Origin of the sequence: Pseudomonas fluorescens, from assembly GCF_004683905.1 — a bacterium.
Classification (GTDB): Bacteria; Pseudomonadota; Gammaproteobacteria; order Pseudomonadales; family Pseudomonadaceae; genus Aquipseudomonas; species Aquipseudomonas putida_A.
In genome coordinates, this window is sequence record NZ_CP038438.1 from 2,719,578 (window position 1) to 2,741,183 (window position 21,606).

17 protein-coding genes, 2 tRNA genes, 3 rRNA genes and 1 pseudogene are annotated in these 21,606 nt (G+C 56.7%); 12 read left to right on the forward strand and 11 right to left on the reverse strand.

The genetic code is table 11. From position 1 onward, the window contains the following. The first annotated feature begins 49 nt into the window (after positions 1-49). Positions 50-1,282 (forward strand): NADH:flavin oxidoreductase/NADH oxidase family protein, encoded by a 1,233-nt coding sequence (locus E4T63_RS12195; protein WP_135295574.1) that lies wholly within the window; start codon positions 50-52, stop codon positions 1,280-1,282. A 65-nt stretch (positions 1,283-1,347) separates the two neighbouring features. Here E4T63_RS12195 and E4T63_RS12200 read toward each other — a convergent pair whose 3' ends face one another. Together E4T63_RS12200 and E4T63_RS12205 are read right to left on the reverse strand one after the other, a co-directional pair. Next, positions 1,348-1,908, reverse strand: coding sequence for a fasciclin domain-containing protein (locus E4T63_RS12200; protein ID WP_097087837.1), 561 nt, complete (start codon positions 1,906-1,908; stop codon positions 1,348-1,350). A 119-nt stretch (positions 1,909-2,027) separates the two neighbouring features. Next, positions 2,028-2,450: an SgcJ/EcaC family oxidoreductase gene (locus E4T63_RS12205; protein WP_135295575.1), complete on the reverse strand. Its 423-nt coding sequence runs from the start codon at positions 2,448-2,450 to the stop codon at positions 2,028-2,030. A 53-nt stretch (positions 2,451-2,503) separates the two neighbouring features. Between E4T63_RS12205 and E4T63_RS12210 the strand changes: the two genes are divergently transcribed. Together E4T63_RS12210 and E4T63_RS12215 are read left to right on the forward strand one after the other, a co-directional pair. Then, the gene (locus E4T63_RS12210) at positions 2,504-2,797 is read left to right on the forward strand and encodes a hypothetical protein (RefSeq protein ID WP_135295576.1); all 294 of its coding nucleotides are present in this window, start codon (positions 2,504-2,506) and stop codon (positions 2,795-2,797) included. 166 nt (positions 2,798-2,963) lie between these two features. Beyond that, complete coding sequence (locus E4T63_RS12215; RefSeq protein WP_098968345.1) at positions 2,964-3,398, forward strand: GFA family protein; 435 nt, start codon at positions 2,964-2,966, stop codon at positions 3,396-3,398. Between the two features lie 19 nt (positions 3,399-3,417). Here E4T63_RS12215 and E4T63_RS12220 read toward each other — a convergent pair. Next, positions 3,418-3,501: pseudogene (locus E4T63_RS12220) on the reverse strand (DUF1993 family protein); the annotation flags it as partial. Positions 3,502-3,546: 45 nt separating this feature from the next. After that, positions 3,547-3,939, reverse strand: coding sequence for a MerR family transcriptional regulator (locus E4T63_RS12225; RefSeq protein WP_041074696.1), 393 nt, complete (start codon positions 3,937-3,939; stop codon positions 3,547-3,549). Positions 3,940-4,013: 74 nt separating this feature from the next. Here E4T63_RS12225 and E4T63_RS12230 point away from each other — a divergent pair, with 74 nt between their 5' ends. Beyond that, positions 4,014-5,093: an SDR family oxidoreductase gene (locus E4T63_RS12230; protein ID WP_098968346.1), complete on the forward strand. Its 1,080-nt coding sequence runs from the start codon at positions 4,014-4,016 to the stop codon at positions 5,091-5,093. Positions 5,094-5,238: 145 nt separating this feature from the next. Here E4T63_RS12230 and E4T63_RS12235 read toward each other — a convergent pair whose 3' ends face one another. Next, positions 5,239-6,360, reverse strand: coding sequence for an SMP-30/gluconolactonase/LRE family protein (locus tag E4T63_RS12235; RefSeq protein WP_098968347.1), 1,122 nt, complete (start codon positions 6,358-6,360; stop codon positions 5,239-5,241). 115 nt (positions 6,361-6,475) lie between these two features. Further along, positions 6,476-7,510: an NAD(P)/FAD-dependent oxidoreductase gene (locus tag E4T63_RS12240; RefSeq protein ID WP_135295577.1), complete on the reverse strand. Its 1,035-nt coding sequence runs from the start codon at positions 7,508-7,510 to the stop codon at positions 6,476-6,478. A gap of 136 nt (positions 7,511-7,646) precedes the next feature. Here E4T63_RS12240 and E4T63_RS12245 point away from each other — a divergent pair, with 136 nt between their 5' ends. Together E4T63_RS12245 and E4T63_RS12250 are read left to right on the forward strand one after the other, a co-directional pair. After that, on the forward strand, positions 7,647-8,762 hold the full coding sequence (locus E4T63_RS12245; RefSeq protein WP_135295578.1) for a saccharopine dehydrogenase family protein: 1,116 nt from the start codon (positions 7,647-7,649) through the stop codon (positions 8,760-8,762). Between the two features lie 2 nt (positions 8,763-8,764). Beyond that, entirely contained in the window at positions 8,765-9,253 is a 489-nt protein-coding gene (locus E4T63_RS12250) for a DUF2269 family protein (RefSeq protein WP_135295579.1), read from the forward strand. Positions 9,254-9,261: 8 nt separating this feature from the next. On the opposite strand, the gene E4T63_RS12255 is transcribed toward E4T63_RS12250, so the two are convergent. After that, positions 9,262-9,714 carry a thiol-disulfide oxidoreductase DCC family protein gene (locus E4T63_RS12255; RefSeq protein ID WP_135295580.1) on the reverse strand — a complete coding sequence of 151 codons (453 nt, stop codon included), beginning with the start codon at positions 9,712-9,714 and terminating at the stop codon, positions 9,262-9,264. A 689-nt stretch (positions 9,715-10,403) separates the two neighbouring features. Here E4T63_RS12255 and E4T63_RS12265 point away from each other — a divergent pair. The 5 genes from E4T63_RS12265 (at position 10,404) to rrf (ending at position 15,611) form a co-directional block, all read left to right on the forward strand. Further along, positions 10,404-11,940: ribosomal RNA gene (locus tag E4T63_RS12265) — 16S ribosomal RNA — on the forward strand. An 81-nt stretch (positions 11,941-12,021) separates the two neighbouring features. Next, positions 12,022-12,098, forward strand: a tRNA-Ile gene (locus E4T63_RS12270). A gap of 29 nt (positions 12,099-12,127) precedes the next feature. After that, positions 12,128-12,203, forward strand: a tRNA-Ala gene (locus E4T63_RS12275). A 247-nt stretch (positions 12,204-12,450) separates the two neighbouring features. Further along, positions 12,451-15,342 (forward strand): 23S ribosomal RNA (locus tag E4T63_RS12280). A 153-nt stretch (positions 15,343-15,495) separates the two neighbouring features. After that, positions 15,496-15,611 (forward strand): 5S ribosomal RNA (rrf, locus tag E4T63_RS12285). Together the 16S, 23S and 5S rRNA genes with 2 tRNA genes alongside form the textbook arrangement of a ribosomal RNA operon. Positions 15,612-15,692: 81 nt before the next feature. Here the strand turns inward: rrf and E4T63_RS12290 are convergent. The 3 genes from E4T63_RS12290 to E4T63_RS12300 are packed head-to-tail and all read right to left on the reverse strand — an operon-like array spanning position 15,693 to position 18,896. Further along, the gene (locus tag E4T63_RS12290) at positions 15,693-16,622 is read right to left on the reverse strand and encodes an alpha/beta hydrolase fold domain-containing protein (protein ID WP_134787570.1); all 930 of its coding nucleotides are present in this window, start codon (positions 16,620-16,622) and stop codon (positions 15,693-15,695) included. A 37-nt stretch (positions 16,623-16,659) separates the two neighbouring features. Next, positions 16,660-17,916 (reverse strand): MFS transporter, encoded by a 1,257-nt coding sequence (locus tag E4T63_RS12295; RefSeq protein ID WP_027613784.1) that lies wholly within the window; start codon positions 17,914-17,916, stop codon positions 16,660-16,662. Positions 17,917-17,963: 47 nt separating this feature from the next. Then, the gene (locus tag E4T63_RS12300; RefSeq protein ID WP_245223440.1) at positions 17,964-18,896 is read right to left on the reverse strand and encodes a DMT family transporter; all 933 of its coding nucleotides are present in this window, start codon (positions 18,894-18,896) and stop codon (positions 17,964-17,966) included. 99 nt (positions 18,897-18,995) lie between these two features. On the opposite strand from E4T63_RS12300, the gene E4T63_RS12305 reads away from it, so the two are divergent. Further along, on the forward strand, positions 18,996-19,862 hold the full coding sequence (locus E4T63_RS12305; RefSeq protein WP_135295581.1) for a LysR substrate-binding domain-containing protein: 867 nt from the start codon (positions 18,996-18,998) through the stop codon (positions 19,860-19,862). Between the two features lie 49 nt (positions 19,863-19,911). On the opposite strand, the gene proP is transcribed toward E4T63_RS12305, so the two are convergent. After that, positions 19,912-21,414 carry a glycine betaine/L-proline transporter ProP gene (proP, locus tag E4T63_RS12310; protein WP_135295582.1) on the reverse strand — a complete coding sequence of 501 codons (1,503 nt, stop codon included), beginning with the start codon at positions 21,412-21,414 and terminating at the stop codon, positions 19,912-19,914. Between the last annotated feature and the right edge of the window lie 192 nt (positions 21,415-21,606).

Below are 21,606 nucleotides of genomic sequence, written 5' to 3' on the forward strand. Positions count from 1 at the left end.
AGTTGACTTCAATCTTATGGTGGCCTCATCTCCAGTTGAGGACTGCCCCATGAATGTGTTCGACCCCCTGACCTTACCCAACGGTTCGACCATCAAGAACCGCATCGCCAAAGCCGCCATGGAGGAAAACATGGCGGACGCCGACCAGGCGCCCTCTGCAGAACTGATGCGTCTGTATCAGGCATGGGCCGACGGTGGTGCCGGGCTGATCATCACCGGCAACGTGATGGTCGACGGCCGCGCCATGACCGGGCCGGGCGGCGTGGTGCTGCAGGATGATCAGCAACTCGACAAGTTCAAGCGCTGGGCGCGGATCGGCCGTTCTGCCGGTGCGCAGTTCTGGTTGCAGATCAATCATCCGGGGCGCCAGATGCAGTCCAACCTCGGGCAGAAAACCTGGGCGCCGTCAGCGGTGCCGCTGGAGCTGGGCAAACTGTCCAAGCGTTTCGCCACGCCCCACGCCATGACCGCCAGTGTGATCAAGGACGTCATCCAGCGTTTTGCCAATACCGCACGCCAGGGTGAACAGGCGGGGTTCACCGGCGTGGAAATCCACGCCGCCCACGGCTATCTGTTGAGCCAGTTTCTCTCGCCTCTGACCAATCAACGGATGGACGAGTGGGGCGGCTCTCTGCAGAACCGCGCGCGGTTGTTGGTCGAGATCGTCAAGGCAGTCAGGGCCGTGGTTTCTGCAGAGTTTGCCGTAGCGGTCAAACTCAATTCCGCCGATTTCCAGCGCGGCGGATTCACCGCTGACGACGCGAAAAAGGTCGTTGAGCTGCTCAACGATTTGGGCGTGGATCTGGTGGAACTGTCCGGTGGCAGCTACGAAGTTCCGGCCATGCAAGGTGAGGCGCGCGATGGTCGAACTCTGGCTCGCGAGGCCTATTTCGTCGAATTTGCCCGGGACCTTCAGACCGTTGCCAAAATGCCAGTGATGGTCACCGGCGGCATCCGCCGTCGTCCGGTTGCCGAAAGCGTCGTGCACAGTGGTGTGGACATGGTCGGCATCGGTACCGCGTTGGCCATCGATCCGTACCTGCCGCGTGACTGGCTGCAGGGCAAGGACAACGCCCCGCAATTGCCGCCGATCACCTGGAAAAACAAGGCCATTGCGGCCTTGGCGAACATGGCGGTGGTGAAGTTTCAGCTGGGTAAACTCAGTCGGGCGAAAAAGCCTGATCCGGGTGTGTCACCGTTACGCGCGCTGATTTTGCAGCAGATCGCCATGGCGTTTCGCACCCGGCAATATCGGCGCTGGGTGGAAAAGCGTTCGGTGTGAGTCGCAAGGCATTTCAATCGTGAAGTTGGCGGACGCTCTGACGAGAGCCCGCCAACCTCAGCCAGTCAATTCGGCATCAGCACCGTATCGACCACATGAATCACGCCATTGGATTGCATGACGTCCGCGATGGTAATGGCCGCCTTGCCGCCTTTGGCGTCCTGCACCCACAGCTTGCCGTCGTGCAACATCACGGTCAGCGATTCGCCCTGGACGGTTTTCAGCATCACTTTGCCGCCGTGCATTTTGGCGTCGTCCATCAACTGTTTAGCCGTGTGAGTGCCGGCGACGACGTGGTAAGTCAGGATCTTCGTCAGATCGGCCTTGTGTTCAGGCTTGACCAATGTATCGACCGTGCCGGCGGGCAGTTTTGCGAAGGCTTCGTTGGTGGGGGCGAAGACCGTGAACGGGCCCTTGCTGTTGAGCGTATCCACCAGCCCGGCGGCCTTGACCGCAGCGACCAGGGTCGTGTGATCCTTGGAGTTGACTGCATTCTCGACGATGGTCTTGGTCGGATACATGGCCGCGCCGCCAACCATCACGGTATCGGCGGCAAAACTGGATCCAGCGCCGAGGCAGAGCAGGGTGAAGCAAGCGACAGCAAGGCGTTTGATGAGCATGTGCATGGTGCGTCTCCTTGATTCTTCGACCCTTCGAATGAGGGTGTTGAATATACGGAGCAGGGAGTGAAACGGATGCAGCATGCAGCGAAAAACCTTTTGCGGTGCGCTGAAACGGATTACCGCTAATCACGCAGGGTGGCTTCACCTGTGCGCGGGTTGGTCAGGGTCACATTTTCCAGCGCTCTGATGCGCCAAGCCTCGTTCTGCCTGATCAGCACCGCGAGAATCAGCGTATCCACCACATGCGCTCCGGCCGGATGCGCAGCACCGGCCGACAAACGACTCCAGAAGTGAATGATCGCCACCCCGTCAGCAACAGGATCGATATCGATCAGTTCACTCTCAAGAGTGGAGTCACGATAGATCGTCTGGTGAATGGGCGCGTGCAGCGCAACGATCTGCTCGACGCCCCGAACGAAGTGGCCGAAACGATTGACGAACGTCGCTTGCGGATCGAACAGAGCTCCGAGTGCCGCCATGTCGTGAGCGTTCCAGGCTGCCTGGAATGCGGCGGGAGCGTCTTCGGGGTTTTTTATCTGAGTCATGGCCGGGGCCTCGCAGATCGTTAGAATGCGCTTTTAAACATAAGAAGCTCAGTATGGATGTACAAGCGCTCGAAAGTAGCGACGTTTTATCGTTCACGTTGGATCAGGCACATCGCTGTTTCGAAATGGTCGTCAGCCTGAAGGACGGCTGCCGATGCAAACTGACGGCGTGGAATATCGATGGCGCAGAGTTGCCCATCAGTCTCGGTGCTCTGCACCTTCAAAATTTTCGCGTCCTCGGAGAGCTGGAAGGGATCAGCTTTGTTGAAAACGTTCTATTTCTCGAGGGCGATTTTGGCGATATGTCTATCGAGGCGGACACGGTTTTGGTCGAAAAGCTGATTTAGGCTTTGAGCGCAAGAGGAGGGATCGCCATCTCGATAGACGATTCCATTCAAATCTCTGTTAACACTTGGCGCAATAAATTCTGTCTGTAACCTGAGGTTCTGCCGGCGCGCTTGTTTCTAAACCTGACGCCAGCGCCTGATCAATCGTTTTTCCAAGGAGGTCCCCATGACAACAGGGCAGTGTCTTTGCGCGGCAGTACGCTTTTCCCTCTCAGTGGAACCGCGCTTTTTCTATCGCTGCCACTGCTCATTGTGTCGCAAGCAAACCGGTGTCGGGTTCAACCTCGCCACTCTGGTCAACGCTCGGGACTTTCGCTGGGATGCAGGGCAGGACTTGATTAACAGTTGGGTCAAACCCAGCGGCTACAGAAACGACTTCTGCGCACAATGCGGCTCGACCGTGCCCAACCCGCTTCGCGAATCGCCTTACGTGTGGATTCCGCTCGGACTGCTCGATGAGGATCTGAGCATGGAATGCGTTGGCGATTTCTGTGTGGACGATGCCATGTCATGGGATACGCAGCGTTCAACGCAGAGTTATCACGGGGCGGTGGAGTCACTGGCGTTTCTTCTGCAAAAACTCCGGGTCAATCCTGATTGACCCGAAGCTCGCGCTGCAATTACTTCCTTAGATACGCAAACATGTGCTGCACATAATCCGCCTTGCCCAGCGGCACACCATTTTGGCGCAGGATGTTGTAGGCACAGCACACTTTGCGCAGGAGCCTCCCCACGCATTTGCCGTAGGTTCAATGATTGGCAGCGTCGCTCAACTGTTGAAGCTCAAGTTGCCTGGCAGCACTCGCTTCGAGGGTCGCACGCTCTACATCCAGATACCGATGGATGCTTTGGAGGTTGGCAATTTTCTGTTTGATTTCGGCCATCTTCTTTTCAATCAGCTTCGCGCCGTCAGCACAGTCGATCAGCTTGTTGCGCTGCGCATCCAGAATCTCGCCTATTTCCCCCAAGGAAAATCCCATGCTTTGCGCGCGCTGGATAAAGTCCAGATCCTGCAGGGTTTGCTCGGTGTAGACACGATAGTTGTTGGTTTGCCGCAGCGGTGAGATCAGGCCGATTTGCTCGTAGTAACGCAACGTATGACGGCTGGCGCCGCTGCGAGCCTCGAGTTCGCCGATTTTCATGAAAACACCGCTTGACTGTAGAGTTGGGTCGATACTTTACGCTTGATTTCTCACCTTCAACAAGGAGCAGGGAAATGAGCGTGGAGTGCTTTGTCACGGGGGGAACCGGCTTCATCGGTCAACATTTGCTGGCGAACCTGAGTGCAAAAGGTCACACCCTTCGGGTATTGATGCGTCGCCCGGAGCGGCTGGCTGCGTTGCGCGAGCAAGTTGATAGTTTAGGCGGGTGCGCGACACGGGTATTTGCCGTGGCTGGCGATCTGGAACAGGACAATCTCGGGCTGAGCTTGGCTGATCAGGAGGTGCTGAGGCGCGCCAGCGTCATATTCCATCTGGGCGCTCACTTCGCATGGGGGCTTTCGATGGAGCAGTCTCGTGCGGTGAATGTGCAGGGGGCAAAGCGTGTGGCGCTGTTGGCGGCTGAGCAAAAAAGCCGTTTAGTGATGATCGGCGGCTACATGCTGAACAATCATGAACATCTGCAACGCATCGGCATTGATCCTCGTCAGCCGGAGTTGACGAACTGGCCCGCCGTCTACCGACGTGTCGGTGGATACGAGGCAAGCAAGCTGGAGGCGCATTTTGCGACCCAGCAGGTCATGTCCGCCAAGGGGGGTGAGATGACCGTTGTCCACCCTGCGACGGTCTGTGGCCACAGCCGCACCGGGCATATCGTCGACGGTCAGCCGCTGGTGGCGCTGATACGCAACCTGGTGCAGGGCAAGCTGACTGCAGTGCCCGGTACCGCCGAGCACTGGCTGCCACTGGTCACCGTGGATTATCTGGTCGAACTGGTGGCTGTTTGTGCTTTTGATCCTGCCATGGTGGGCGAGGAACTGCTGGCGCTTGATGATCAAACGCCAAACTTGCGAGAACTCCTGGCACAGGTGGCTAAACCTTTGGGCTTGAAGTCTCCCAAACATCACATTTCACTCCGACTGCTGAAGTGGCTACTGAGTATTCCTCCGGTCGCGTGGTTTTTGAATACAAAACCCGAAGCCCTGGACTTTATCCAGACCACTCGTTTCAACACCGCGGCGGTCGAGCAATTTGCCAACAGGCATGGAATAGCCAAACCGGATATACGTCAGGCTTTGCAGCACACGGCAACGTTCGTCAACGCGTATTGCATAGCCAAGGGCCAGGCACTCTGACTTCTCCCTTGGGCGGCGCCGTCGATACAGGGCGGCATGCTATCGAACGACAATTCAGCGACAAGGATCGTCACCGCGCAGCCTCGGATGCGCGGCAGGATCTTGTTTCGCTACTCACGGAACTGTCGCTAGACCAACGTCGGTTTTACAACGCAAACGTAGTCCCGCGAGTATTCACAAACAATGAGTAGATCGAGTGACTACTGGCCATGAACAGTCGATTGCCTTCGCGCCCGCCGAAGCACAGGTTCGGGCAGCGCTCTGGCAATGAAATGTGCCCGATGGCCTTGCCCTGCAAATTGAAAACACGCACGCCGTCGAGTTTTTCCAGGTCCGCCTTGGGATCACCATTACCGCCCCAGCCGCACCACAGGTTGCCCGCTTCGTCGCACTTGATGCCGTCAATCGCAGCATAGTCCAAGCCTTCGATGTGCTTGCGGCGTTCACCCAGGGTGCCGTCGTCTTTCACCGTAATCGCCCAGATCAAGCGATTGGGCTTGGCGCGACCTTCGACGACATACAGGGTCTTTTCATCGGGAGAAAAGCACAGGCCGTTGGGGCCGTTAAGGTCGTCGATTACCCGAGTGACTTTTTGGCTCTCACCGTCGATGCGGTACACGGCGTGGGGTTGGGTCGGGGTGACTTTGTGGCCTTCGTAGTTGTTGCCGGTCTGGAATGGCGGGTCGGTGAACCAGATCGAGCCATCACTTTTGCAGACAATGTCGTTGGGCGAGTTGAAGGGCTTGCCGTCGAAACTGTCGGCCAGCACGGTGATCGTGCCATTGTGTTCGGTGCGCGTGATGCGGCGCCCTTCGCTAGTGGTGGTGGAGCCTTCGCAAACGATCAGACGCCCTTGTCGATCCCGGCACATGCCGTTGGAGAAGTTTGAGTGTTCGCGGTACACCGTGAAGGAGTCGGTGATTTCGTCCCAGCGCATGATGCGATTATTGGGGATGTCGCTGACCAACAGATAGCGGCCATCACCGACCCACACCGGTCCTTCGGCCCAGCGCATGCCGGTGGCGAGCTTTTCAACACTGGCGTTGAAAACGCGTAGCTCCAGGAAACTGTCGTCGAGGATATGAATCAGTGGATCAGGGTAGCGCTGACTCAAGGGTTCGGCGGCATCGGAGAAGCGGGGCAGTGCGGCGCTGCCGACAGTGGCGAGCGTGGCGGAAACAGCGAGCGACTGTTTCAGGAAACTGCGGCGGGTATTGCCTTTCGCTTGATCAAGGCTTTGAGGCTTGGCGGACAGGAATGAGTCCATGTAGCGATCTCCGTGGTTTTATTTTTGTTGAGGAGACGTAGTAATACCCTGTGATAAGACATCGTACAAGATGGCATGCCGTTGCCAGCGCTGCATTTTATCGCGGGTGAATTACTCAAAACGCTGATTGGAATCGATCTGGCCGACACGGCGCTAACGCGGTCGCAAAGCCTCCCCCGACGATCTCCTCGGCCACCAGTCGTCCTACGACTGCCGCCAATGTCACGCCCGGATGCATGACGCAAACATAGGCACCGCTGAGGTTCGGCAGATAGCCAATGACTGGAATGCCATCGACAGGCATTGGTCTGAGGCCGACGCACGCCGTTTGCGGCTCTATGGATAGCACCCCGTGCAGTTCGTGCTGGATGACTTTGGCCGTTCTCTGTGCGATGGCTTGCGCGCTGTTTAGCGGCGCCTCATCTACATAGTCTTCTGCAGCGAGCAACGTACCGTCAGTGTCTTGCCTGATTTCCATTTCGGGGCTGGAGATGATCGTGTTCACTCGTTGGGGTTGGGTTTTGTAACGGATGAATATTGCGGGTGAGGCGTCGATGGGCAGGGTGACGTTCAGTTGACCCACCAACATCGGGGTGGCGGTTCCGGCTGCCAGTACGACAACGTCGGCATCGTGCTTGCCCGTCGCAGTGATCACGCCGCTGACGATACCGTCCAGAATCTGCAAACCGAGCACTGGCGTATGGGTAAGCAGAGTCGCTCCTTGCGCCTGCGCACCTGCAATCAAGGCCCGCGTTGCCTGCACGGCATCCAGCGCGCCTTCTTCGGCGGCAAAGAACGCCCGTTCTGGAGGATGTTTGAGGTTGGGTTCAAGCTCGAGAATCTGCGCGCTATATATAGAAGGCGCTTGAAACCGGCCATCGCCGTAAGACAGCGCACCGGTCCAGCGCACCTTCAGCCCCGGCAGCTCGGATTCGAGTCGGCGGTATTCTGCGATGGCCGCTGCGCGCAACGGCGCAATGGAATCCGGTCCGCCGTGCGAAGTGTTGATCCAGGCGAAGGAGCGGCCCGTCACACCGGACGCAATCTCACCGGCCTCGACCATTATGACGTGTGCACCTTTCGCGGCGAGATGATACGCAACTGACGCGCCGACGATTCCCGCGCCGATGACGATGATTCGTTTACTCATATCAACCTCCGTTGTCGAGGCGCTGACGTTACTACATCGCCGTCCTTTGACGCAGGCTTGCCTGGCCCGGTGATATCAGGGAAGCTGCGCCGAATCCGGTTACGGGTCAGTTGTTGAATTGTTCAGGGAAGCGTTGATGGCACTCAGGGTGTTGGTGGTTGGCGGGTATGGAAACTTTGGCAGTATCGTTTGTCGGCATCTGATCGACATGCCGGGCGTCGATCTGGCGATCTCGGGGCGCGATCCGCAGAAGCTGGAGCGCAAGGTCGCTGAGTTGGGGGCGAGCTGCGAGCGCTGGTGTGGTGATGCGATGGGCGCCGATTTCACCGCTGCTCTGCGCGCAATGAATATTCAACTGGTGATTCACACGGGCGGCCCGTTTCAGGGGCAATCCTATGCAGTGGCCGAAAGCTGCATCGAGGCGGGCGTCAATTATTGCGATCTGGCGGACTGCCGGACGTTTGTCAATGGCATCGGCATACTCGATGCCCGAGCGAGAGAGGCCGGTGTCGTCGTCCTCAGTGGTTGCAGTTCGGTGCCGACGCTGTCGTCGGCGATCATCGATGAGCAGCGCCATCACTTCAAACGCATCGACTCGATCGAACACGGCATTTCCTCGTCAGCGAAAATGCCGGGGTTGTCGACGATCGAGGGTGTACTGGCGTATGCGGGCAAACCGATCCGCCAACTGCGCAATGGTCAAGTGCATGAGGTGATGGGCTGGGAAGACCTGACCCTGCGCAAGCTGCAGAACCTGGGCACTCGTGCGCTGGCCAATGTTGATGTGCCGGACATGGACATCTTTGCCAGCCGGTTTGGTGCGCACACGTTGAGTTTCAAGGCAGGCGCTGGCCTCAAGCTCGGCGGCGTGGCCAATTATCTGTTTGCACTGGGGATGAGGAAAGGGCTGGTGCGTGACCACAGGGTGTGGGCGGCCCGGTTGCATCGCTGGGGGACATGGTTTGAGCGTTTCGGTGATGGCAAAAGTGCGATGTATATAGATGTGCGAGGTGTCGGCTTGAACGACCAGCCGTTGTCGATGATGGCGCAACTGACCGCGCTGAATGACAAGGGGCCGGAGATCCCTAGTTGTGCTGCCGTCGCTCTGGCCGCGAAGATCGCTCGAGGTTACTTGCCCGAATCGGGGGCCCGTCCTTGTGTCGGTGAGATCAGCGTCGACGAATACATGGCAGCGATCAACGATCCGCAGAATCTTGGCCTGTCCGTGATGTTCTCTGACGGGATGCGTTGAGCATGCTTTATCTGAGCGTGAAGTACGTGCATGTCATCGCTGCGATTTTCCTCTTCGGCTTCGGCATGGGTTCCTATCTGTACCTGATCGCCGCCAGTCGCACGGCCAATCCGCAAGTGATTGCGCATGTGGCGAGAATGGTCGTGCGCTATGACGCCTGGATCACCACGCCGGCGGGCTTCATCCAGATCGCGACGGGTTATTGGCTGACAAGGCTTTCCGGGTTGCCCTTGACCGCGGAATGGGTGCTGATATCGCTGATCCTGTTCTTTATAGTGGGCTCGCTTTGGTTGCCGGTGCTGTTGCTGCAGAAACGTTTGCTGGGGATGGCGGCGGACGCGGTGCAATGTGGCGCAAGGCTTGATGCTGATTACCGGGCTGTTTATCGGCAGTGGTTCTGGATGGGTGTTTGCGGGTTTCTCGGGATGTTCGTAATTGTTTTGATGATGGTGACGAAGATGACGCCGGGGCAGTGGCTGCAGTTGATGTAGCTGAGCATTCACATTGGCGACTTGAGAAAGCGTCGTTCGTGATCGGGGTCGGGTAACAGGCAGGTGTCGTACTTGCCGAAGATCCGATAACGATTCAGCGCCACGCGGTCGTAGGTCCAGTCTCTAAGTGCTCGTGGGAAAACTCGCAGAAGCGTGATCGGCGACCAACGAGCCGGCAGTTGTGCAATCACTTCGAAGAACGCATCGGAGCGCACCCAGTAATGCTCGTCGCGGATCACCGCCATAGTGTCGAATTCGTCCACCGGGAGACCGGCCCATGCCAGCAAGGCCTGACCTTCTAGCGATTGCACTGCCGCCAGACGCACTCGCTGTTTGTTGTCGTGGCGAATCAGAAAACGCGCCCAGCCGTTGCATAGCTTGCAGACGCCGTCGAACAGCACCACGGTCTCGCCTGGATTGAGCAGGGGCGCTGGGGTAGGGCGTATTCGGGAGCCGGGCAAGGGCCGGGATCCAGGAAGTTGGGCTGTCATTGTGAGGCATCATCCGAAGGCGTTGTTTTAGGCGATGGACCGTATGCTGCGCATCTGTTGACGGTGCGTCTATATATAAGCAGGCTTTTTCGATGCATTGATAGAAAACTGAAATTAACGGTTGACGGCAGATTCTGGAGGTCTATAATTCGCCCCACTTCCGGCGCAGTCGAAACGGAAAACTCCTTGAGATTCAATGAGTTACGCAGTTTTCGGCAGCGGCTCGCTTCAGTTCATCGAAGCCTGGAAGGAGTTGAAAGAGCGGTGATGTTTGGCTCTTTTGACGGTTCGATCTTCTCGGTCGAAAGCGGAGAAAAAGAGGTGTTGACAGCAGCGTGTAACGCTGTAGAATTCGCCTCCCGCTAACGAGAGATCGGAAGCGCAAGTGGTTGAAGTTGTTGAAGAAATCTTCGAAAACTTCTGAAAATAATCACTTGACAGCAAGTGAGGCTGCTGTAGAATGCGCGCCTCGGTTGAGACGAAAGATCTTAACCAACCGCTCTTTAACAACTGAATCAAGCAATTCGTGTGGGTGCTTGTGGAGTCAGACTGATAGTCAACAAGATTATCAGCATCACAAGTTACTCCGCGAGAAATCAAAGATGTAACCAACGATTGCTGAGCCAAGTTTAGGGTTTCTTAAAAACCCAAAGATGTTTGAACTGAAGAGTTTGATCATGGCTCAGATTGAACGCTGGCGGCAGGCCTAACACATGCAAGTCGAGCGGATGAAAGGAGCTTGCTCCTGGATTCAGCGGCGGACGGGTGAGTAATGCCTAGGAATCTGCCTGGTAGTGGGGGACAACGTTTCGAAAGGAACGCTAATACCGCATACGTCCTACGGGAGAAAGCAGGGGACCTTCGGGCCTTGCGCTATCAGATGAGCCTAGGTCGGATTAGCTAGTTGGTGAGGTAATGGCTCACCAAGGCGACGATCCGTAACTGGTCTGAGAGGATGATCAGTCACACTGGAACTGAGACACGGTCCAGACTCCTACGGGAGGCAGCAGTGGGGAATATTGGACAATGGGCGAAAGCCTGATCCAGCCATGCCGCGTGTGTGAAGAAGGTCTTCGGATTGTAAAGCACTTTAAGTTGGGAGGAAGGGTTGTAGATTAATACTCTGCAATTTTGACGTTACCGACAGAATAAGCACCGGCTAACTCTGTGCCAGCAGCCGCGGTAATACAGAGGGTGCAAGCGTTAATCGGAATTACTGGGCGTAAAGCGCGCGTAGGTGGTTTGTTAAGTTGGATGTGAAATCCCCGGGCTCAACCTGGGAACTGCATCCAAAACTGGCAAGCTAGAGTATGGTAGAGGGTGGTGGAATTTCCTGTGTAGCGGTGAAATGCGTAGATATAGGAAGGAACACCAGTGGCGAAGGCGACCACCTGGACTGATACTGACACTGAGGTGCGAAAGCGTGGGGAGCAAACAGGATTAGATACCCTGGTAGTCCACGCCGTAAACGATGTCAACTAGCCGTTGGGAGCCTTGAGCTCTTAGTGGCGCAGCTAACGCATTAAGTTGACCGCCTGGGGAGTACGGCCGCAAGGTTAAAACTCAAATGAATTGACGGGGGCCCGCACAAGCGGTGGAGCATGTGGTTTAATTCGAAGCAACGCGAAGAACCTTACCAGGCCTTGACATCCAATGAACTTTCCAGAGATGGATTGGTGCCTTCGGGAACATTGAGACAGGTGCTGCATGGCTGTCGTCAGCTCGTGTCGTGAGATGTTGGGTTAAGTCCCGTAACGAGCGCAACCCTTGTCCTTAGTTACCAGCACGTAATGGTGGGCACTCTAAGGAGACTGCCGGTGACAAACCGGAGGAAGGTGGGGATGACGTCAAGTCATCATGGCCCTTACGGCCTGGGCTACACACGTGCTACAATGGTCGGTACAGAGGGTTGCCAAGCCGCGAGGTGGAGCTAATCCCACAAAACCGATCGTAGTCCGGATCGCAGTCTGCAACTCGACTGCGTGAAGTCGGAATCGCTAGTAATCGCGAATCAGAATGTCGCGGTGAATACGTTCCCGGGCCTTGTACACACCGCCCGTCACACCATGGGAGTGGGTTGCACCAGAAGTAGCTAGTCTAACCTTCGGGAGGACGGTTACCACGGTGTGATTCATGACTGGGGTGAAGTCGTAACAAGGTAGCCGTAGGGGAACCTGCGGCTGGATCACCTCCTTAATCGACGACATCAGCTGCTCCATAAGTTCCCACACGAATTGCTTGATTCATTGAAGAAGACGATAGAAGCAGCCCGAAATTGGGTCTGTAGCTCAGTTGGTTAGAGCGCACCCCTGATAAGGGTGAGGTCGGCAGTTCGAATCTGCCCAGACCCACCAATTTTTGTGTGGGAAACCTGTAGAAATACGGGGCCATAGCTCAGCTGGGAGAGCGCCTGCCTTGCACGCAGGAGGTCAGCGGTTCGATCCCGCTTGGCTCCACCACCACTGCTTCTGAAGTTTGAAAGCTTAGAAATGAGCATTCCATCGCTGTGATGGTGAATGCTGATTTCTAGTCTTTTGATTAGATCGTTCTTTAAAAATTTGGGTATGTGATAGAAAGATAGACTGAACGTTACTTTCACTGGTAACGGATCAGGCTAAGGTAAAATTTGTGAGTGGCTCTTAAGAGTTTTGCGAATTTTCGGCGAATGTCGTCTTCACAGTATAACCAGATTGCTTGGGGTTATATGGTCAAGTGAAGAAGCGCATACGGTGGATGCCTTGGCAGTCAGAGGCGATGAAAGACGTGGTAGCCTGCGAAAAGCTTCGGGGAGTCGGCAAACAGACTTTGATCCGGAGATGTCTGAATGGGGGAACCCAGCCATCATAAGATGGTTATCTTGTACTGAATACATAGGTGCAAGAGGCGAACCAGGGGAACTGAAACATCTAAGTACCCTGAGGAAAAGAAATCAACCGAGATTCCCTTAGTAGTGGCGAGCGAACGGGGACTAGCCCTTAAGTGGCTTTGAGATTAGCGGAACGCTCTGGAAAGTGCGGCCATAGTGGGTGATAGCCCTGTACGCGAAAGTCTCTTAGTCATGAAATCGAGTAGGACGGAGCACGAGAAACTTTGTCTGAATATGGGGGGACCATCCTCCAAGGCTAAATACTACTGACTGACCGATAGTGAACTAGTACCGTGAGGGAAAGGCGAAAAGAACCCCGGAGAGGGGAGTGAAATAGATCCTGAAACCGTATGCGTACAAGCAGTGGGAGCCCACTTTGTTGGGTGACTGCGTACCTTTTGTATAATGGGTCAGCGACTTATTTTCAGTGGCGAGCTTAACCGAATAGGGGAGGCGTAGCGAAAGCGAGTCTTAATAGGGCGTCTAGTCGCTGGGAATAGACCCGAAACCGGGCGATCTATCCATGGGCAGGTTGAAGGTTAGGTAACACTGACTGGAGGACCGAACCGACTACCGTTGAAAAGTTAGCGGATGACCTGTGGATCGGAGTGAAAGGCTAATCAAGCTCGGAGATAGCTGGTTCTCCTCGAAAGCTATTTAGGTAGCGCCTCATGTATCACTGTAGGGGGTAGAGCACTGTTTCGGCTAGGGGGTCATCCCGACTTACCAAACCGATGCAAACTCCGAATACCTACAAGTGCCGAGCATGGGAGACACACGGCGGGTGCTAACGTCCGTCGTGAAAAGGGAAACAACCCAGACCGTCAGCTAAGGTCCCAAAGTTATGGTTAAGTGGGAAACGATGTGGGAAGGCTTAGACAGCTAGGAGGTTGGCTTAGAAGCAGCCACCCTTTAAAGAAAGCGTAATAGCTCACTAGTCGAGTCGGCCTGCGCGGAAGATGTAACGGGGCTCAAACCATACACCGAAGCTACGGGTATCACGCAAGTGATGCGGTAGAGGAGCGTTCTGTAAGCCTGTGAAGGTGAGTTGAGAAGCTTGCTGGAGGTATCAGAAGTGCGAATGCTGACATGAGTAACGACAATGGGTGTGAAAAACACCCACGCCGAAAGACCAAGGTTTCCTGCGCAACGTTAATCGACGCAGGGTTAGTCGGTCCCTAAGGCGAGGCTGAAAAGCGTAGTCGATGGAAAACAGGTTAATATTCCTGTACTTCTGGTTATTGCGATGGAGGGACGGAGAAGGCTAGGCCAGCTTGGCGTTGGTTGTCCAAGTTTAAGGTGGTAGGCTGAGATCTTAGGTAAATCCGGGATCTTAAGGCCGAGAGCTGATGACGAGTTACCTTTTAGGTGACGAAGTGGTTGATGCCATGCTTCCAAGAAAAGCTTCTAAGCTTCAGATAACCAGGAACCGTACCCCAAACCGACACAGGTGGTTGGGTAGAGAATACCAAGGCGCTTGAGAGAACTCGGGTGAAGGAACTAGGCAAAATGGCACCGTAACTTCGGGAGAAGGTGCGCCGGTGAGGGTGAAGGACTTGCTCCGTAAGCTCATGCCGGTCGAAGATACCAGGCCGCTGCGACTGTTTATTAAAAACACAGCACTCTGCAAACACGAAAGTGGACGTATAGGGTGTGACGCCTGCCCGGTGCCGGAAGGTTAATTGATGGGGTTAGCTAACGCGAAGCTCTTGATCGAAGCCCCGGTAAACGGCGGCCGTAACTATAACGGTCCTAAGGTAGCGAAATTCCTTGTCGGGTAAGTTCCGACCTGCACGAATGGCGTAACGATGGCGGCGCTGTCTCCACCCGAGACTCAGTGAAATTGAAATCGCTGTGAAGATGCAGTGTATCCGCGGCTAGACGGAAAGACCCCGTGAACCTTTACTATAGCTTTGCACTGGACTTTGAATTTGCTTGTGTAGGATAGGTGGGAGGCTTTGAAGCGTGGACGCCAGTTCGCGTGGAGCCATCCTTGAAATACCACCCTGGCAACTTTGAGGTTCTAACTCAGGTCCGTTATCCGGATCGAGGACAGTGTATGGTGGGTAGTTTGACTGGGGCGGTCTCCTCCTAAAGAGTAACGGAGGAGTACGAAGGTGCGCTCAGACCGGTCGGAAATCGGTCGTAGAGTATAAAGGCAAAAGCGCGCTTGACTGCGAGACAGACACGTCGAGCAGGTACGAAAGTAGGTCTTAGTGATCCGGTGGTTCTGTATGGAAGGGCCATCGCTCAACGGATAAAAGGTACTCCGGGGATAACAGGCTGATACCGCCCAAGAGTTCATATCGACGGCGGTGTTTGGCACCTCGATGTCGGCTCATCACATCCTGGGGCTGAAGCCGGTCCCAAGGGTATGGCTGTTCGCCATTTAAAGTGGTACGCGAGCTGGGTTTAGAACGTCGTGAGACAGTTCGGTCCCTATCTGCCGTGGACGTTTGAGATTTGAGAGGGGCTGCTCCTAGTACGAGAGGACCGGAGTGGACGAACCTCTGGTGTTCCGGTTGTCACGCCAGTGGCATTGCCGGGTAGCTATGTTCGGGAAAGATAACCGCTGAAAGCATCTAAGCGGGAAACTTGCCTCAAGATGAGATCTCACTGGAACCTTGAGTTCCCTGAAGGGCCGTCGAAGACTACGACGTTGATAGGTTGGGTGTGTAAGCGCTGTGAGGCGTTGAGCTAACCAATACTAATTGCCCGTGAGGCTTGACCATATAACACCCAAGCAATCTGCATGCTCGAAAGAGACCAGATTGCGGTGTGTGAAGACGCAATGAACCGAAAGTTCGCGATGCTCACAAACACCTGTATCACATACCCGATTTGCTGAAGCGAGGCCAACCGGTCACGAGTCAGTACCCGAATTTCTTGACGACCATAGAGCGTTGGAACCACCTGATCCCATCCCGAACTCAGAAGTGAAACGATGCATCGCCGATGGTAGTGTGGGGTTTCCCCATGTGAGAGTAGGTCATCGTCAAGATTAAATTCCGAAACCCCAATTGCGAAAGCAGTTGGGGTTTTGTTTTGCCCGCAGGAAAGTATTTTCCTGCCAATACAGGCCCTAACTGCTTGTTTTTGCCCTGATCTGACGCGAAATCCAAGCCCGACTGTAGGACAAAACACGACTAGCCATGGTGGTCGGAAAATGGATAAAGCCATGGGCGGACGAGGGCAGTAGATGGATTTCAACCGGTGCTGATTGTTGCCAGCGCTCAGCCAGTTCCAGCGTGTCATCGCGCAGCGGATCCAGTTCACCGGTGAACATCAACGCCGGTGGCAATCCGCTCAAGTCGCCGTACAGCGGAGACAGTGGCGCCTGCCGGCGTTCATCATCGCTCAATCCTGGAGTCAACAAGCGTAGCGCCTCGACCATTCCCGGGCCGTCGAGTACCAGCGTGTCAGCAGGTGCTGCGTGCACGCTTGGGGTGCCGGCGAGATCGTAAACGCCGTAATAGAGCAGGGCGCCGCTGACCCGCTGCAGCAGATCGGATGATGCTTTGAGCGCTAACAGGGTGGCAGCTGCCAGATGCGCGCCTGCCGATTCGCCGACAACGATTACCGGCAGGCCGACGAACTCCGTGCAATCATCGCTCAACAGCCAGCGTGCAGCGCACAGACAATCCTGCATGAGATCCTCAACTGGCGTATTGACTGCCAACCGATAGTCGACCGATACCACCGCCACGTTGCATGCCTTGACCATGCCGATATTAAGGTCGTCGTTCATCTGCGCATTGCCGATCACCCAGCCGCCACCGTGGTAATCCAGCACCACACCTTGAGCCTTTCCTTGCGGGCGGATGATTCGGACGGGTACTGAAGTGCCTTGTGAGTGGACCACAATGTTCTGCGCATGAAGATCATGCTTGAGCGTTTTATCCGCGCTGAGAATCTGACTGGCACGCAGCAATGCCTGGATCAAACGCGGCGTCAGCCGATTGCGGATGCGAAAACGCGGCAGCCAGGCGAGCTTGCGATTGAAGCGTTGCATCTGCGCCAGATCACTATCGCTGAACTCAAGCACATTCTTAGCCAAATCCTTCCTCCTCAGGTTGCAGCGCCGGCTCAATATTCCCCACCTGCGGCAATGTCTCAGGCACCGCCAGCCACAACAGCACGAACGCCACTCCGGCAATCACTGCCAGGGTGAGAAATGCCGCGTTGTAACCTGCCTCCTGCAGCACAATGCCCGCCACGCTGGCACTCAATGCTGCGCCCAGACCAAACACCGTCGAGAGAGCGCCGAGGCTGATGTTGAAGTGTCCAGTGCCCAGCGTCAGGTCTTTCACTACCACCGGGAACAGCGCACCGAAGATCCCCGCGCCGACGCCGTCGAGCATCTGCACCGCTACCAACCAGTAAGGGTCGGCGGATAACGTATAAAGCACGCCACGCAGCGGCAGAATCAGGAAGCCTGCGAGTAGCAGCGGCTTGCGTCCCCACACATCGGCTTTGGCCCCGACCAGCAAGGCGACCGGCACCATGACCAGTTGTGCGGCAACGATACAGGCCGAGGTCAGTGGCGTCGCCATCTGCAAATTGACCTGCGCCAGTTTCTGGCTCACCAGTGGCAGCATCGCTGCGTTGGCCAAGTGAAAGAGGGCGCAGCAGATGGCGAACATCAGCAGCGCCTTGTTGGTCAGCAACACCGCCAATCCCGAGGGCGCTTTACTGTGTGTAGCGTCGCTGGGGTCAAGGCCCCGGGCCAGATCATGGTTGATCGCGTTGGCATCGACGAAGCTCACGGCGATAACACTGCACAGCGCCATGACCGCCATCAGATAAAACACCGCCACCGGCCCGAACAGGTATGCGAATCCACCGGCCAGCAGCGCCGCGCAGGCGTTGCCGGCATGGTTGAAGGTCTCGTTGCGTCCGGTGCGTCGGGTGAACGCGCGCGGCCCGGTGATGCCCAGGGTGATCGCCGAAATGGCTGGAGCGAACACCGATGCCGCGGCGGCGCTCAGCGCTTGGGTGATCGCTACCAGACTGAAGGACGTCACGAAGGGCAACACCACGCAACTGCCGGTCACCAGTAACGCGGCAATCGCGATCACCGCTCGTTTACTGCGTGTGTTGTCGACCAGGGCACCGGCGGGCGTCTGGGTGACAAGGGCGGCAATGCCTGCGAGGGTCATCACCAGCCCGATGCTGGCCGGCTCCCAGTGATGAACGGCCAGCAGGTAAATGGCCAGATACGGCCCGAGACCATCGCGCACATCGGCGAGGAAGAAATTCAGGCTGTCCAGCGAGAGGTTGTTGCGACGATTGGTATGAGTGACCACGCTGGCATCTTCAATAAACGAGGTTCGGCGAAATGCCTCAACCTCCGCTAAGTCAGTGACTTGTCGCCTGCGGATTTAGTTTCCTGGCGGATGCCGACGGCACACACTTTTTCGCTCGGCGCTCGCCCCAGCAATGGCAAACCGACCAAGGTCAGACCGATACCGAGTAGCGCGCTGGCACTCAGCGGATCGTCGAACTGCATCCACGCCCACAACAGTGTCACCGGTGGCGTCAGAAACAGCGCGCCACTGATGCGCTGTATGCTGAATTGCTGCAAGCACAGCCAATAAAATCCGTAGCCACCAAACGTCGAGAAGATCACCAGCCACAGCACGCCACTGACAAAATCCGCAGTGATGGGCGGGCGCAATTCACCCTCAAGGCCAGCCAGCAGCGCAAATACAGGAATCACCGCGCATACCTGAATGAACAGCGCCGTGGTGGCCGGTATTGCAATGCCCGGCCGGGCTTTCTCAAACAAGGTGGCCGCCGCCAGCGACAATACCGCCAGTAACGGTAAGCTGTAGGCCCACAACCCCGCACCGGCCCATTCGACACTCGCGGCGCTGGCCAGCAGCATGCCGATCACGCATAGCGCCACACCCAGCCATTGCCAGCCACGTGTGCGCTGGCCTGGGACGCTGCCGGCCAGCAGCACGATCGTCAGCGGCAACAGATTGGCAAACAGTGACGCAGTGCCAGGCGTGACGCCAAGTTGAATCGAGGCGGCAATCGGTCCGATGTAGCCACCCATCGCGAATAGCCCAAGGAGTGCCTGATGCAACATGTCCTTGCCGCGTAAACCACGCAAGCCGGCCCAGGCGAACGGCAGCAACAGCAATGCCGCCAATACAAAACGCCACAACGAGGCCAGGTATACGCTGCCCTGATCGGCGACGTAGCGATAGCCAATGAACCCCGAACTCCAGCTGACCACCATTGCCATCAGCAGTAAAAAACGAACAGGCATGACGTTCATCGCATGGCACCTGACAGAGGAATGAGTTCGATGATATGAATCAAGCACTGATGCATTCAAACGATACGATCCGCACCACTGATGCAGGAATTCTCAAGAATGGCCGAAACCCTTGATATCGAACTGTTGCGCACCTTTCAGGCAATCGTGCGCTTCGGGCAATTTCTCGCCGCCGCGAGTTTCCTCAACAAGAGCCCGTCAGCGGTCAGCCTGCATGTGCGGCGTCTGGAAGCGCTGGCGGGCGGGCGCTTGCTGGAGCGCGATAACCAGACGGTCAACCTCACGCCACTGGGTCGACGCTTTGCCCTGCAGAGCTCCGATTTGCTACGCCACCACGATCAATTGCTGGCGAGTTTCAGCACGCCGCTGGCCAGCGGGCGGGTTCGCCTGGGGATTTCCGAGGAATACGCCGGCGCGGTCCTGGGCTGTACGTTGCCGCACCTGTCGGCAGATTTTCCGCACATCGAATTGGAAGTCGAAACAGGTGCCAGCGGTCGGTTGAGTGCGCGTCTGGAACGCGGGCAACTGGATCTGGCGTTGCTGGTGGTCGTCGCAGACGCGCCGCCATCGACGCGTTGCGTAAGGATGCTGGGCCTGACCCAGCCCGTGTGGGTTGCCGCGCACAATTACACGCAGGATCTCACCCGGCCGGTACCGCTGGCCTTGCACGGCAAGGGTTGTCCCTATCGCAGCGTTGCCGTGGATGCATTGAGCGAGCAGGGACGCCGGTGGCGCGCAGTGATTGTCAGCGCCGGTGCCAGCGCGCTGGAAACAGCCATCGAGGCCGGACTGGCGGTGGGCATTGTTGATCGTGCGCAAGTGCGACCCGGCATGCGCGTGTTGAGCAGTGAGGAGGGGCTACCCGAGTTGCCGCTGCACGAGTTGCGCCTGATGCAGGCACCGGGTGAATTGAGTGAGGCGGGGGAGGTTCTGGTGCGCTTGATCGGTGACGGCTTCGTGTTGTGACGCGTTGAGCGACGGCGGCCTCCGGGCAGGGCCGCCGTCAGTCATTACATCAGTTGATGCGCGGATGCTGCTGCACCAACTCCTTGCGCTTGGCTTCCAGTTCGGCGATTTCGGCGTCGATGTCTTCGATTTTCTGCTCGATGTTGTCGTGATGTTCCTTGAGCAGTTCCTTGGCTTCCTCAAGATCCGACGCCGCCGGTGCGGCACCGCGCAGCGGTTTGTTGGCGGTCTCTTTCATGGTCACGCCGGTGATCAGGCCGACCACGGCAATCACCATCAGGTAGTAGGCCGGCATGTACAGGTTGTTGGTGCTTTCTACCAGCCAGGCCACGGCAGTCGGGGTCAGACCGGCGATCAACACCGAGACGTTGAACGCGGCGGCCAGCGCGCTGTAGCGGATGTGTGTGGGGAACATCGCCGGCAGGGTCGAAGCCATGACGCCGATGAAGAAGTTCAGCAATACCGCGAAGATCAGCAGGCCGGAGAAAATCAGGCCGATCTTGCCGCTGTTGATCAGCATGAACGCCGGGATCGCCAGAAGGAACAGGCCGATACTGCCGACCACAATGAAAGGTTTGCGGCCGATCTTGTCGCTGATAAAACCGATCGCCGGCTGCACGAACAGCATGCCGACCATGATCGCGATGATGATCAGCACGCCACGGTTTTCGCTGTAGTGCAGGTTGTGCGACAGGTAGCTCGGCATGTAGGTCAGCAGCATGTAATAGGTGACGTTAGTCACCGCCACCACGCCAATGCAGGTCATCAGGCTGCGCCAGTGTTTGGTCGCGACTTCCTTGAACGAGACCTTCGGCCCGCCCGCCAGACCTTCACGGTCGCCTTCTTCGAGTTTCTCGACGTGCTGTTGAAACGCCGGCGTCTCTTCCAGCGCATGCCGCAGATAGAGGCCGATCATGCCCAGCGGCAGGGCGAGGAAGAACGGCAGACGCCAGCCCCATTCAAGGAATTTCTCTTCGCCGATGATCGTTGAAATCAGCACCACCACACCGGCGCCGAGGACGAAACCGGCAATCGAGCCGAAGTCCAGCCAACTGCCAAGGAAACCGCGCTTGCGGTCGGGCGCATATTCGGCGACGAAAATCGAGGCGCCGGTGTACTCACCGCCGACCGAGAAGCCCTGAGCCATTTTCGCCAGCAACAGCAGGATCGGCGCCCAGATGCCGATCGACTCATACGACGGTATCAGGCCGATGGCGAAGGTACTCAGCGACATGATCACGATGGTCGCGGCCAGCACTTTCTGCCGCCCGTATTTGTCGCCCAGCGCACCGAAGAACAGGCCGCCCAACGGACGGATCAGGAACGGCACCGAGAAGGTCGCCAGTGCCGCAATCATCTGCACGCCTGGATCGGCGCCGGGGAAGAAGATCTTGCCCAGTGCATAGGCGACGAAGCCGTACACCCCGAAGTCGAACCATTCCATGGCGTTGCCCAGTGCGGCGGCGGTGATCGCCTTGCGCATCTTGGCGTCGTCGACAATCGTGATGTCTTTCAATCCGATGGGATTGACCTTGTTTTTCCTTGATTTCATGCGGGTCACTCATAGCTGAACGGATTCGATGCCATTGTTTTGCTGGCATGGGTTCTTTCCGTCAGATACAAGAAGACACGAAAAAATTCACTGCTCAGGGCATTTTTGTCGTTCGCACCCGCCAAGACGCAGCAGAGCCCACCCGGCGGCGATTACGCAAAAGCACAAGACGTCAGGCTGAAAACCCGGATA

What these genes read in the sequence shown, in the direction of transcription:
- E4T63_RS12195 (WP_135295574.1), top strand. Translation starts at nt 50, where the DNA reads ATGAATGTGTTCGACCCCCTGACCTTACCCAACGGTTCGACCATCAAG.
- E4T63_RS12200 (WP_097087837.1), bottom strand. Translation starts at nt 1,908, where the DNA reads ATGCACATGCTCATCAAACGCCTTGCTGTCGCTTGCTTCACCCTGCTC.
- E4T63_RS12205 (WP_135295575.1), bottom strand. Translation starts at nt 2,450, where the DNA reads ATGACTCAGATAAAAAACCCCGAAGACGCTCCCGCCGCATTCCAGGCA.
- E4T63_RS12210 (WP_135295576.1), top strand. Translation starts at nt 2,504, where the DNA reads ATGGATGTACAAGCGCTCGAAAGTAGCGACGTTTTATCGTTCACGTTG.
- E4T63_RS12215 (WP_098968345.1), top strand. Translation starts at nt 2,964, where the DNA reads ATGACAACAGGGCAGTGTCTTTGCGCGGCAGTACGCTTTTCCCTCTCA.
- E4T63_RS12225 (WP_041074696.1), bottom strand. Translation starts at nt 3,939, where the DNA reads ATGAAAATCGGCGAACTCGAGGCTCGCAGCGGCGCCAGCCGTCATACG.
- E4T63_RS12230 (WP_098968346.1), top strand. Translation starts at nt 4,014, where the DNA reads ATGAGCGTGGAGTGCTTTGTCACGGGGGGAACCGGCTTCATCGGTCAA.
- E4T63_RS12235 (WP_098968347.1), bottom strand. Translation starts at nt 6,360, where the DNA reads ATGGACTCATTCCTGTCCGCCAAGCCTCAAAGCCTTGATCAAGCGAAA.
- E4T63_RS12240 (WP_135295577.1), bottom strand. Translation starts at nt 7,510, where the DNA reads ATGAGTAAACGAATCATCGTCATCGGCGCGGGAATCGTCGGCGCGTCA.
- E4T63_RS12245 (WP_135295578.1), top strand. Translation starts at nt 7,647, where the DNA reads ATGGCACTCAGGGTGTTGGTGGTTGGCGGGTATGGAAACTTTGGCAGT.
- E4T63_RS12250 (WP_135295579.1), top strand. Translation starts at nt 8,765, where the DNA reads ATGCTTTATCTGAGCGTGAAGTACGTGCATGTCATCGCTGCGATTTTC.
- E4T63_RS12290 (WP_134787570.1), bottom strand. Translation starts at nt 16,622, where the DNA reads ATGCAACGCTTCAATCGCAAGCTCGCCTGGCTGCCGCGTTTTCGCATC.
- E4T63_RS12300 (WP_245223440.1), bottom strand. Translation starts at nt 18,896, where the DNA reads ATGAACGTCATGCCTGTTCGTTTTTTACTGCTGATGGCAATGGTGGTC.
- E4T63_RS12305 (WP_135295581.1), top strand. Translation starts at nt 18,996, where the DNA reads ATGGCCGAAACCCTTGATATCGAACTGTTGCGCACCTTTCAGGCAATC.
- proP (WP_135295582.1), bottom strand. Translation starts at nt 21,414, where the DNA reads ATGAAATCAAGGAAAAACAAGGTCAATCCCATCGGATTGAAAGACATC.